Origin of the sequence: Bacillus cereus group sp. Sample62, from assembly GCF_036851315.1 — a bacterium.
GTDB lineage: Bacteria > Bacillota > Bacilli > Bacillales > Bacillaceae_G > Bacillus_A > Bacillus_A wiedmannii.
The window spans coordinates 1245211-1258329 of sequence record NZ_JAFLPK010000001.1 but is presented as its reverse complement, the minus strand read 5'-3'; the positions used below and the strand labels follow the sequence as shown (position 1 = coordinate 1258329).

Here is a 13119-nt window from a genome sequence, read left to right as displayed (position 1 = left end):
TCAAAAGCTATCTTCACATTCCTGAAGTAACGGTAATATTCGATCTTTGTCAGACAAAATAGGATTTGTTACCGGCCATGGAATTGCTAACTCTTTATCTTCCCAAAGTACCCCTGAGTCATGATCGGCACTATAATACTCATCTACTTTATACATAACAATAGTATGCGGTACAAGTGTACAAAAACCATGTGCAAATCCTTTTGGCACTAACAATTGCCGATGGTTATCCGCGCTTAAAATATATCCTCTCCACTGTTTAAACGTTGGTGAATCTTTTCGCAAATCAACGATAACGTCATAGATTGCTCCTTGCATAGCTTGAATAAGTTTCGTTTGAGCTTTCGGATTTTTTTGAAAGTGTAATCCCCGAATCGTTCCCGCTTCTGCTGAATAAGAAACATTATCCTGCACAAACGAGTACGTAACCCCTAATGTTTCTAGCACCTTCTTATTATAACTTTCAGTAAAAAAGCCACGCTCATCTCCAAACAACCTCGGTTCTAACAATTTTGCGTCGGTAAAGTTTATTTCTACAACTTTCATATTCTCACCTATTCTCCGTTAAACTGTTTACCAAAGTTTATATCCCGCGCTAACGTATTCGCCTTTTGAAGAGAATTATGAGTTCCCGCATCAGTCCACCAACCGCTCATTTCATTATAAGTAAGTACCCCTCGTTTTAAATACCAATTATTAATATCTGTAATCTCAAGTTCTCCCCTTGCAGAAGGTTTTAATTCTTTTATATAAGAAAAAACTTTCGAATCATACAAATAAATCCCTGTAACTGCATAGGAACTTTTCGGCTCTTTCGGCTTTTCTTCAATTTCAATTATTTTTCGGTTTTGAATATTTGCTACGCCAAATCTCTCCGGATCATCTACAGATTGCAGCAGTACTTTCGCACCTTCTTTTTGATTTGCAAACTCTTCAACATACGGACGAATGTCATCAGAAAAGATATTATCTCCTAATATAACTACACTGCGATCATTCCCAACGAAATCCTCACAAAGCCCTAATGCTTGTGCAATTCCGCCAGCCTTATCTTGCACACGATACGTAAAGGACACGCCAAACTCTTGACCGCTCCCTAAAAAACTAACAACATCTCCCATATGCTCTTTACCTGTAATAATCATAATATCTGTAATCTCACATTGTTTTAGCCTATATACCGCATGATAAATCATTGGGTAACGTCCAACAGGAAGCAAATGTTTATTCGTTACTTTCGTTATGGGATATAATCTCGATCCAGTTCCACCTGCTAAAATAATTCCTTTCATCCTGCATCTCTCCCTTATGATGGAGATAGTATATCTTTGTAATGTTCTACAAACACTTTCCGATACTTCTCATATGTATCCGCATCAAACTCATCCCCGTTGTAATGAATGCACCATAAATTCGCTTGATTAGGGATACCAATTAAATAACCCGCCTTTTGAAACTCTAAAGATTGCGACACATCATAAAAGTGGAATCCTTGAAACAAGTCTTCTCGCCATGGAATATCATATTGTGTGGCCATTAATAATCCATCAATTGCTTGAACTGACATAAATGATTGATTCTCATAAAACAGCTGATCCAAATTTAATAATTGATAATTCCGTCTTCTGTATTCAATCACTTTCCCTACTAAATTTTTTCCTTCCCACCATATCCCGTTACTCGGTAAAAATTGAGCACCAGCTACGCCAATTAAACCAAGTTTTTCGTTATCTTTAAAAAGAGAAATAAGTGTATAAAACATCTCACGATTAATAAGATAAGTATCTTGATGTATATAAACCTTATACTTCGCGGGATATGAAAGTGCTCGGTTATATGCACTTGCCATACTTTTCGCATCTCGTATCGGAAAAATTTGTACGACATAACCAGGGGGAACAAAAAGGTTTCGTATTTGTCTCTCGCATTGTTCAAATAGCTCTTCATTATTTATACAAACAACGACTAATATCGTATGATCTTTCATTTTGTAGCCCCTCTATTCGTCTTGACTTACATCTGACATATAGTGCTCCACAAATATCTTTCTATACTTTTCATAGTTGGTCATATTTACATCTATATGATAGTGAATGCACCACGCATCACGCTGTACAGGAACCCCAACTGTATAGCCTGCTTTTCTAAATTCAAATGATTGAGACACATCATAATAGTCAAACCCATCAAACAAATCTTCACGCCACGGAATATCGTATTGCGTTGCCATTAATAAACCGTCAATACATTCAACTGGCATAAATGTTTTTGACTCATGGTACGGCTTTTCTTGACTGGCCATATAAAATAAATCATTCATATAACCGATGACTTTTCCAACAACTCCTCTGCCTACATTCCATATTCCATTTGGAGGAACATATTGGGCTCCAATCATACCAATCATTCCAAGATGTTCATGTTCCTGAAACAATTGCAGTAATCCATATAAAAATCCTACATTTACAATGAAAACATCTTGATGTATATACACTTTATATTTTGCTGGATGCGAAATTGCTTGATTATATCCGCTCGTCATACTTTTCGCATTCCGAATCGGCATAAACTGTATAGTATATCCTGGAGGAACTGGCAATTGTAATATATGTCGCGCACATTGTGCATACATTTTCCGATCATTTATACACGTAACAAATAATATTGTTTTATCTGCCGTACTCATAATTGTGATTTTTCTGCTTCAATAATGTATTGAAATACAACCGTCTCAGCCATGAACCCACTTCCAAGACGATATTTTTTACAAATTCCATATAACTCCTCGATAAGCGGTTCATACATTTTATGATCAACATATACACGATCTACTTTACTAATTGAATAACCTGCTTTTAAAAACATTCGTAGCATTTCATTAAATGTAAAGAAACGAATATGTGTTTTATCTAATAAACCATATTCTGTATACGTCCAATTCCCAGCAAGTAAGGGAGCTAATACTGAAATGTGTGAAACGTTCGGTATACTAGCCAAAATTACACCATTTTGCTTTATATATGGTTTTACTTTTTCTATTACAGCCCACGGATCAAATAAATGCTCTAATACGTCACCAAATATAACGCAATCAAATTGCTCCTCTTCATACGGCATATCCATTGTTTCTATATCGCCTAAAACAACATGATCTAGTTTTTCTTTTGCTTGTTCTGCCGCCTCTCGGAATGCCTCAATTCCAGATACACGTGTGCCATTTTCTTTTATGGCAGCTCCCAATGCACCACTCGAGCAACCTATATCAAGAACTTCTTTCCATTCCTTTTTTATATGCTTTAATAAATTCGGATTCACTGCATTATAATAATGCCCGGACTTTTCTTCGTATAAAGAATTTTTTGGGGAATTCATTTTACACACTCCTTATGCAAATTGAATTTGAAATATAAATCTCATCTAAAGTCTATAGATGTAACCAGTACTGGTTACATTGCCGATACTTTACTATATAGCCAATCTATTAGAGTTAGAATCGTGATACATCATTTCTAGAAAAATGCAACCTATAACGACTTATATTGTTTATCAAAAACACTCCGAAAATATTTGCGGTTATATTCAATTGCAGCATTATTTGGAACATAAGCAGCTGCTAATTCATTGTAATAATAAGCTTTATCTTGCTCGCCTAACTTGCTATAACAAATACACATTTGTAAATAGGGAATCCATGTGTAGCTAGCTGGACTGTGAAAAGGACTCTCTGTTGCCATTGTCACTTCTGTTGCAAGTTTAAACCAAAAAATTGCTTCATTGTATTTTTGTTGATCCATATATATATATCCTATTCTTGTACAATTCTCTCCTCTAGGGACATCATACCGAAATGACTTTACACAAGATTCAACTGCCTTCTCCCACATTCCAAGCTTTGCATAGCAATCCCCTAATTTACCACATGCATAAATTTTCTCTTCATACCAACCTTCATCTTGATTAAGAAATGTTTCATAAAGTAAAACTGCATCATCGTATTTTTGATTATCCATAGATTCATTCGCGTAATAAAATAAATCTCTCGGACTCAATTCTTCTCCAGCTGCTACAGCATCCTGAAAAATTTTCAAATTGCGGTTCGTTACTTTCTTTTCTTTCTTATGCGTAATCGCAACATTACTATTAAAAATCTCACCAAAAATAGCTAAATACTCATGCACCTTTCCAAACCATTGAAATTCTTTTTCACGCTTTACAAGCCGATATCTTTTTGTACAGTATAAAGGTTTCCCATTAGAATCCATTACAAGATGATAAGGCATCGAAACAGCATCCACATTAGAATCTAATTCTGTTTTTAATAGCTTCAATGCCTCTTGAGCATCTTCTAATAACACATCATCAGCATCTAGCCATAATATATATTCTTGCGTTGCTTTTGAAAAAGAAAAATTTCTAGCTGCCGCAAAATCATTAATCCATGGAAAGTCATATATGTTAGAGGTATATTGAGCTACAATTTCTTTCGTTCGATCAATGGAACCTGTATCAACTATAATAATTTCATCAACGATTTTTTCTACTGCGTCTAAACATCGACCAATTGTATCTTCCTCATCTCGAACAATCATACATAAACTAATTGTAATTCCTTGCTTGTTCAACATAATCACCCTCTTCCAAATCAATCATATGTTATACATACAATAAACTTTCCACTTTTTTAACTTGCACAAGCAGTTTAAGATTTCTTTTCAATAATTCAAATGTCCGTGTCATTTTCTTCCGGTTTTGCATCTACTATATAATGAACGCTTTATGGAGGTGAATTTATGTCAAATAATAATTATTCAGATGGATTAAATCCCGATGAATCTTTATCAGCTAGTGCATTTGACCCTAATCTTGTAGGACCAACATTACCACCAATACCACCGTTTACCCTTCCAACCGGGCCGACTGGACCGACTGGACCAACTGGGCCGACTGGGCCAACTGTACCAACTGGACCTTCTGGACCGACCGGACCAACTGGACCAACTGGGCCGACTGGACCGACTGGACCGACTGGGCCGACTGGACCGACTGGGCTAACTGGACCGACTGGACCGACTGGGCTAACTGGACCGACTGGACCGACTGGACCGACTGGGCTAACTGGACCGACTGGACCGACTGGGCTAACTGGACCGACTGGACCGACTGGACCGACTGGACCAACTGGTGCTACTGGACCGACTGGTGCTACTGGCGCTACTGGCGCTACCGGACCGACTGGACCAACTGGGCCAACTGGACCAACTGGACCAACTGGACCAACTGGACCTTCTGGCTTAGGACTTCCAGCAGGATTGTATGCCTTTAACTCAGCTACAGTTTCTTTGGCTCTTGGGATTAATGATCCAGTACCATTTAATACCGTTGGATCTCAGTTTGGTACAGCAATTTCTCAAATGGATGCCGATACTTTCGTAATTAGTGAAACTGGTTTCTATAAAATTACTGTTATTGCTTATACAGCGGCAGTAAGTTTATTAGGAAGTCTTGGAATTCAAGTTAATGGAATTCCTGTACCAGGTGCAGGCACAAGCTTAATTTCACTTGGAGCTCCTATCGTTATCCAAGCCATTACACAAATTACTACAACACCATCGCTCGTTGAAGCAGTTGTTACAGGAATTGGATTATCACTAGCTCTTGGTACAAGTGCATCAATTATTATTGAAAAAATAGCTTAATTTTGCACTTAGCAGTAAGACTGATATCAGTTTTACTGCTTTTTCATTGGTAAATTCAATCATTAAATCTTTCTTTTCTACATAGTCATAATGTTGTATGACATTCCGCAGGAGGAACTTATATGGAAAATAAATCAGCTATCCAGCTTTATCTCGAGTTATTAAAGAAAACAATTTTATTTGAAATATGGTTAGAATACGAACCATACTTACCTGCTTCGCTACATATATCTAAAGAGCTATCATATGAACCAGTTACAGTTCCACTTCCTTTATTTCTTAAGCAATACGTAGAAAATCACAATTTGAAAATCGTTGATCCTAGCGTTTCAAAAAGTGAGCGTCAAGGTGGCAAAGATTGGCCAAGAGCAGCACACAGTATGGTTGGTCGAAAACGTATGAATCAATTGCATGAGGCGATGGAAACTGTTGTAAAGGAAAATATAGAAGGTGATTTTATTGAAACGGGTGTATGGCGCGGAGGATCATGCATTTTTATGAATGGTTTTTTACAAGCAAACAACATTACGGATCGTACTGTGTGGGTTGCCGATTCGTTTGAAGGTCTGCCAGCACCTAACTTAGAACAATATCCGAAAGATTACGGTGATTATTTGCACACATTCGATTACTTACGAGTTTCTTTAGAAACAGTGCAAGAAAACTTTAGAAAATACGATTTATTAAATGATCAGGTGAAATTTTTAAAGGGTTGGTTTAAAGATACCTTGCCTTCAGCACCGGTAGAAAAAATTGCAATTGCTCGCCTTGATGGTGATATGTATGAATCAACGATGGATAGTCTTGTAAACTTATACGATAAAGTTTCAACAGGCGGCTATATTATTATTGATGATTACGGATTGGTAACATGCGCAGAGGCTGTAACAGATTTCAGAAATGAAAGAAACTTAAAAGCTCCTATTACTAAGATTGATGATTTCGGTATTTATTGGCGAAAAGAATAGAATAGAATTTTATTTTTTGAGGGGTTCTATTACACTACTTATTCATAAGAACTAATTGTGTAAAGTTCCCCTCACTATAAATGATTAACTTATATATACAATAGAAATCCCCTACTTTACTACAAGGACGGAGTGAATGTATGAATGAAAACGAGAAAAAAATCACATTAATTCCACCCCCAGAACTCGTTCAATATGTAGGTGGTAATTTTGAAGAAGTTGGAAAAGAGTTTATGCAGTATTTTATTGAAATTGGCAATTTAAAATCAAATGAAACAGTGTTAGATGTAGGCTGTGGCATTGGCCGAATGGCGGTTCCATTAATGAATTATTTAAGCGATGAAGGTACTTATTATGGATTTGACTTATTCAATGCGGGAATTACATGGTGCAAAAATAACATTTCTACACGCCGTAACAATTTCCATTTTGAACATGTCGATATATATAATCAATTCTACAATCCCGATGGAAAAGAAGATGCTTCCCAATACAAGTTTCCATATGAAGATGAATCATTCGATTTTATTTTTTTAACGTCTGTATTTACCCATCTCCTTCCGAAAGAATTAGAACATTACGTATGCGAGATTTCACGAGTTCTGAAAAAAGATGGGAGATGTTTTATTACTTTCTTTTTAATTAACCCTGAATCATCCTATTACTTAAATACAGGACTAAGTACGTTAGGTTTTTATCATCAAATTGACAATTGTTATGTTCTAAATAAAGATATCCCTAATTTCGCAGTTGCCTATCCTGAGGAAGATATTCGTACCCTATTAAATAAATATGGGCTAGAAATACAGTCCCCCCCTCATTATGGTTCATGGTGTAGCAGAACTGAACACACAAGTTATCAAGATATTATTCTTACACAAAAAACTTCTGAAAGGTAGTTGTATATGAATAATATAAAAAATCCGCCTCTCGTTTCCATCCTTATTCCCACCTATAATCGACCACATTATTTTAAAATTGCTTTAGAAAGTGCTTTAGCGCAAACGTATTCAAATATTGAAATTATTGTAGGGGACGATAGTACAAATAATGAAACAGAAAAATTAATATACAGACATTATTTACATAAGCATAAACATATAACATACATTCGAAATGCCTCTACTCTAGGACAATTTCATAACGCCCTTATGCTCTTAGAACAGTCAAATGGAGAGTACATAAATTTCTTAATGGACGATGATACATTTTATAATAATAAAATCGAAAAAATGATGTTTTATTTCCAACAAGACCTCAATAAAAATCTCGCACTTATCACATCCTATCGCACTTGGATTGATGATAATGGAGATATAATTGAACAACATCCCTCCATGAAAAAATTATATGATGAAGATACTCTACTAAATGGGAAAGATTTTGGAAACCGTATGCTTATGGCAGGACAAAATATTATCGGTGAGCCTACAATCGTACTCTTTAGAAAAAGCCTATTAACGGAACCTTTCGGCACTTTACATGGCAGAAAATATGGTTGTAGTGTTGATATGGCCTCTTGGATAAGTTTACTTTCAAAAGGTGATGCGATGTATATAACTGAGCCCTTAAGTTCATTCCGTCTTCATACTGGACAGCAAGTACGTCACAAATTCCTTGAGGGCTGTGAAGATTTTTCTCAGCTCGTTTTAACCTCGAAAAAGTATGGTTTCTTACAAGACACTAAATATTATAAAAAAGGTTTGATAAGAGCTTACGGATGGTATAAAAATGCGGTCAAATTTTACGATTTATTTCCAAACCTCATTCCAGATAAAAATACACATGCACGACTTTCTTATTGTTTAAATATCATTACAAAAGAACTCCGTGCAATATAGTCCATCACAAGGGAGGAGCTATTCCTTCCTCGTGATGTATGACTTCCCACAAATAGTGGAATAAATGTATGCATAGTCTGCTTGTATATTATTTTTACCATGACATGATCCATATACTTACTAGGCGATAGAAAGGAATACATACATTGAAAGATCCAAATTCTCAATATCAAATAGACTACGTATTACTATTCATCTTATTTGCCATTGGGACTGTTAGTTGCTTTGCAATTGCAAGTGCACAAGCCTCTTTACCACCATTTTTGCAAAGCGTAAATTTTGTATTAAAGCAAATCCAATGGTACTTCATTGGATTTATAGCCATTGGTATGATTATGATTATTGATTTCGATCGTTATCAAAAAATTGCTTGGTATTTATATAGCTTTGCATTGGTACTACTTATTGGACTAGAACTTCAAGTACCAGGTGCCGTTACAATTAAAGGTGCTACCGCTTGGTACATGCTTCCTGGCATCGGAAATTTCCAGCCGTCTGAAATCATGAAATTGTTTTTAATTATCGTCACTGGACGAATTATAGCAAATCACAATGAGAAATATTTTTCCCGAACAATACACGGCGATTTTTTATTACTCGGAAAAATATGTGCAACAAGTTTGCCACCCCTACTACTTATTGCAAAGGAACCTGATTTAGGGAACACAATGGTAATTTCAGCTATGCTCGCAGCAATGATACTAGTTTCTGGTATACGTTGGCGTTTTATTTTCGGATTAGTTTCTTGTATTTTTGTAGCTGGCGTTACATTAACGTATATTTTTTTCACTCATACAAAATTCTTTAAAGCACACATTTTACAAGAATATCAACTAAATCGCTTCTACGGCTGGTTAGCGCCATACAAATATGATGCGCAAGGCTATCAATTAAGACAAGCTTTCTTAGCTACTGGATCAGGGGAAATGCAAGGAAAAGGTTGGGGAAATGGACAAGTATACTTTCCAGAACCACATACAGATTTTATTTTCACCAATGTCGCTGAGCAATTCGGCTTTTTAGGTGCAAGTGTTATTATTTCACTTTTTTTCCTACTTATTTTCCGCATGATTCATATCGCTTTAGAAAGTAATGACCCTTTCGGTAGTTACATTTGTGCTGGTACAATCGGAATGTTTACTTTTCAAGTATTTCAAAATATCGGGATGACCATCGGATTACTACCTATTACAGGAATTACATTACCCCTTATGAGCTACGGAGGAAGTTCCTTACTCACATACATGATAGCGATTGGATTCGTTTTAAACGTTCGCTCAAGAACGAAAATCTTTATGTTTAAATGACGAACAAAAACAGTATATTTTTATCTCTATCCTTTTTTAGATATACTAATGAAAAATATGGTGGAGGTTTAAATATGAAATATGACATTATAGGGGATATTCATGGGTGCTTTCAAGAGTTTCAAGATTTAACGACGAAACTCGGATATAACTGGAATAGTGATCTGCCAATTCACCCTGATCAACGCCAAATTGCATTTGTTGGTGATATTACAGATCGCGGCCCTCATTCATTACGTATGATTGAAATTGTATGGGAACTTGTTATAAATAAAAAAGTAGCTTATTATGCTCCGGGAAATCACTGTAATAAACTATACCGTTTTTTCCTTGGGCGTAATGTGACAATCGCTCATGGACTCGAAACAACTGTTGCCGAATATGAAGCACTGCCTTCTCATAAACAAAACATTATAAAAGAAAAATTTATCACCCTTTACGAGCACTCTCCTTTTTATCACGTACTCGACGAGAAAAGGTTAATTGTATGTCACGCTGGAATTCGGCAAGATTACATAGGAAGACAAGACAAAAAAGTACAAACCTTTGTATTATATGGCGATATTACAGGAGAAAAACATGCTGACGGCTCTCCTGTCCGGCGCGACTGGGCAAAAGAATATAAAGGAAAAAATTGGATTGTATATGGACATACACCCGTTAAAGAACCTCGCTTCGTAAATCATACAGTCAATATTGACACTGGCGCTGTATTTGGTGGCAAACTAACCGGACTACGTTATCCTGAGATGGAGACTGTTTCCGTCCCTTCCTCCCTGTCTTTTGTCCCTGAGAAATTTCGCCCAATTTCATAACGACCCTTATTTAGATACCATTCACAAATTACGAGGATTACCGTATCATTTAGGCGGCTCTCCTATAAAAACTAGGTAAAGTAATTAAAAAAAGATGCAATAAAGTGCATCTTTTTTTAATTACACGGCATATACTGTCGCAGGAGGTGACAGAATGAAGAAAAAATCTTCTAAACAAAAAAGAAAATGCCCGCCTTTTTATCTGCCCATGTACGGAATTAACAACTGGTGCAGCATTCGAGCTGCAGCTTTAGAAGAACCGGACGGACAAGGGGCTTCCCCCAAAAACAAAGCTAAACAAAAATATGTCTCTTTAGAAAATGCTGTAATGAGCCGCATAATCGATAATAGAAAAACAAAGATGCAGCAAAAAAATAAACCTCTCTCTACTCACACTGAACAGATTGTGCCTTCTGAGCATACAGAGAAAAATACAGAAGAAGACATCCCTGTAGCAATAAATAAAAAAGCAGAATCAGAAATTCCAGCTGCTATTATAAATCAAGTGAAAAAAATAAGAGAAGCATTAGCACCATCCAATGATATACAAACAGAAAAAACGATCATAATTCAAACTCCTACACCTGAAAATACAAAAGTAAAAAAAGGGGGACGGTATGCACATGCAGAGGGGCTTCACTCTAATGCAGAGGGTTCAGCTTCACATGCAGAAGGACTTCTTACACACGCAAAAGCTTCTTTCTCTCATGCGGAAGGATCAAAAACGAAAGCAACTGGACATAGTTCCCATAGTGAAGGAAGTGAAACGACAGCAGGTGGCTCTTATTCTCATGCGGAAGGTAAACACACAATCGCTTTAGGCGAAGCAGCACATGCAGAGGGAACCGCGACTATCGCTAACGGATTCTCTTCTCATGCGGAAGGTAATCATACATCAACAGCTCATTTTGCAGGTAGCCATATTATGGGGCGCTTCGGCACAGCAGAAGAATCTTATTCTTGGTTTATTGCAAACGGCACAAATGAAACCGATCATAATATCGGTGCAAAGTGGCTTGCTCATAATGGGGAAATGTATATTGATGGCGCTTCTTACAATGCAAGTGGAACTGATTTTGCACAAATGTTTGAAACAACAGACAATAATTTTATTGATGTAGGTTATTTCGTTACATTTAGTAGCGAAGAAAAAATTCGGATCGCTACTTCAAACGATTCATTCATTTTAGGAATATCTAGTGCAACCCCCGCCCTTATAGGAAATAGCGGTGCTTTAAGTTGGCAAAAACGCTATAAAACAGATAACTTTGGAAAACGCCAATATGTGCGTACGGAATCGCAAGACATACAACCTCTTTTAAATACAGGATGGGATCCGACTTGCAAATATATAGCAAGAAAAGATCGTACCGAGTGGCTTCCTGTCGGATTAATTGGACAAATGTTAGTACGCGATGACGGCACTTGCGAAACGCATGGATATTGTCGTCCAAATAACGATGGCATTGCTACAAAATCCGAAAGTGGCTTTTTCGTTATAAAGCGCACGGGTGAAAATCAAATTTTAATATTATTCCGCTAAGAAAAAAGGGAACAAAATTCTTCGTTTCATAAGAATTTTGTTCCCTTTTTAAGTACGCCTTAATACCTCTTCCATATCGCTTGGAATCGTTGTAGTGAAAAACATTTCCTTCTCTAAAATAGGATGATAAAACGTCAAAGATGTACTATGAAGTGCTTGACGTTTTATCACATCTCTTCGTCCTCCATATAAATCATCACCAAGTAACGGGTGGCCTATATGTGCCATATGTACACGAATTTGATGCGTTCTTCCGGTCTCAAGCTCAAGTGATACATGCGTCTTGTGATTGGTGCTATCCATCACTCTAAAATGAGTAACTGCTCTTTGCCCATTTTCACAAACGGTTCGCTCAATAATGCTATCCGATTTTCGTCCAATCGGTGCATCAATCGTTCCTTCTCGTTCTATCATCTCACCGTGAACAATTGCTTCATATGTTCTTTTCACAGCTTTTTGTTGATGCTGTTTCGATAAAAGATGATGCACGAAACGATTTTTTGCAATAAGCATAAGCCCTGAAGTATCACGATCTAATCTTGTTACGATGTGCACCGTACTTGCAAGATGCTGCTTATCATAATGAGATAAGAGCGCATTCGCAACACTCCCTGCCGGATGTTCTCTAGACGGAATCGTTGACATGTTCGCCTCTTTGTTTATGACAAGAACCGCATCATCTTCATATACAATACATAAAGGGATATCTTCTTTAATCATCCCTTCACTTCTTTCTTCCACTGGAAAAAAGACACGTAATTCTTCACCAGCTTGCAACTGATGACGAACACTCGCATGTTGATTATTTACTTCAATAGCTCCGCCGCGAAATTTTATATCCGTTAAGGCGGCTTTAGAAATCCCTTTTGTTTTTAAAAACTCTCTAACTAAAGTTCCCTCTTCAGCCGATTCTATATCCCATTTCAATGTAAATCTGTTCAAATATATA

General features: G+C 36.7%; 14 protein-coding genes. 7 read left to right on the top strand and 7 right to left on the bottom strand.

The features are described 5' to 3' along the window. From rfbC to J0835_RS06260, 6 genes are all read right to left on the bottom strand, one after another. Positions 1-546 (bottom strand): dTDP-4-dehydrorhamnose 3,5-epimerase, encoded by a 546-nt coding sequence (rfbC, locus tag J0835_RS06285; protein ID WP_087979809.1) that lies wholly within the window; start codon positions 544-546, stop codon positions 1-3. A gap of 8 nt (positions 547-554) precedes the next feature. Further along, positions 555-1292, bottom strand: coding sequence for a sugar phosphate nucleotidyltransferase (locus J0835_RS06280; RefSeq protein WP_087979808.1), 738 nt, complete (start codon positions 1290-1292; stop codon positions 555-557). A 14-nt stretch (positions 1293-1306) separates the two neighbouring features. Beyond that, positions 1307-1987, bottom strand: coding sequence for a glycosyltransferase family protein (locus J0835_RS06275; protein WP_048561505.1), 681 nt, complete (start codon positions 1985-1987; stop codon positions 1307-1309). Positions 1988-1999: 12 nt separating this feature from the next. Further along, entirely contained in the window at positions 2000-2686 is a 687-nt protein-coding gene (locus tag J0835_RS06270) for a glycosyltransferase family protein (RefSeq protein WP_087979807.1), read from the bottom strand. Beyond that, positions 2683-3372 carry a class I SAM-dependent methyltransferase gene (locus J0835_RS06265; protein ID WP_087979806.1) on the bottom strand — a complete coding sequence of 230 codons (690 nt, stop codon included), beginning with the start codon at positions 3370-3372 and terminating at the stop codon, positions 2683-2685. The genes J0835_RS06270 and J0835_RS06265 overlap by 4 nt, the downstream gene beginning before the upstream one ends. A gap of 152 nt (positions 3373-3524) precedes the next feature. Beyond that, positions 3525-4625, bottom strand: coding sequence for a glycosyltransferase (locus tag J0835_RS06260; protein WP_087979805.1), 1101 nt, complete (start codon positions 4623-4625; stop codon positions 3525-3527). A 165-nt stretch (positions 4626-4790) separates the two neighbouring features. Here J0835_RS06260 and J0835_RS06255 point away from each other — a divergent pair, with 165 nt between their 5' ends. From J0835_RS06255 to J0835_RS06225, 7 genes are all read left to right on the top strand, one after another. Then, positions 4791-5696, top strand: a complete 906-nt coding sequence (locus tag J0835_RS06255; RefSeq protein WP_333728114.1) for a BclA C-terminal domain-containing protein — start codon at positions 4791-4793, stop codon at positions 5694-5696. Positions 5697-5818: 122 nt separating this feature from the next. Continuing rightward, a complete protein-coding gene (locus tag J0835_RS06250; RefSeq protein ID WP_087979803.1) occupies positions 5819-6664 on the top strand; it encodes a TylF/MycF family methyltransferase in 846 nt (281 codons plus the stop codon). 140 nt (positions 6665-6804) lie between these two features. After that, positions 6805-7563 carry a class I SAM-dependent methyltransferase gene (locus J0835_RS06245; protein WP_087979802.1) on the top strand — a complete coding sequence of 253 codons (759 nt, stop codon included), beginning with the start codon at positions 6805-6807 and terminating at the stop codon, positions 7561-7563. A gap of 6 nt (positions 7564-7569) precedes the next feature. Then, complete coding sequence (locus J0835_RS06240) at positions 7570-8505, top strand: glycosyltransferase family 2 protein (protein WP_087979801.1); 936 nt, start codon at positions 7570-7572, stop codon at positions 8503-8505. Positions 8506-8651: 146 nt separating this feature from the next. After that, entirely contained in the window at positions 8652-9812 is a 1161-nt protein-coding gene (locus tag J0835_RS06235) for an FtsW/RodA/SpoVE family cell cycle protein (protein WP_087979800.1), read from the top strand. Between the two features lie 74 nt (positions 9813-9886). Continuing rightward, positions 9887-10627, top strand: coding sequence for a bis(5'-nucleosyl)-tetraphosphatase PrpE (prpE, locus tag J0835_RS06230; protein WP_087979799.1), 741 nt, complete (start codon positions 9887-9889; stop codon positions 10625-10627). 154 nt (positions 10628-10781) lie between these two features. After that, positions 10782-12170: a peptidase G2 autoproteolytic cleavage domain-containing protein gene (locus tag J0835_RS06225; RefSeq protein ID WP_087979798.1), complete on the top strand. Its 1389-nt coding sequence runs from the start codon at positions 10782-10784 to the stop codon at positions 12168-12170. A 48-nt stretch (positions 12171-12218) separates the two neighbouring features. Here J0835_RS06225 and J0835_RS06220 read toward each other — a convergent pair whose 3' ends face one another. Beyond that, on the bottom strand, positions 12219-13112 hold the full coding sequence (locus J0835_RS06220; protein WP_087979797.1) for an RluA family pseudouridine synthase: 894 nt from the start codon (positions 13110-13112) through the stop codon (positions 12219-12221). Between the last annotated feature and the right edge of the window lie 7 nt (positions 13113-13119).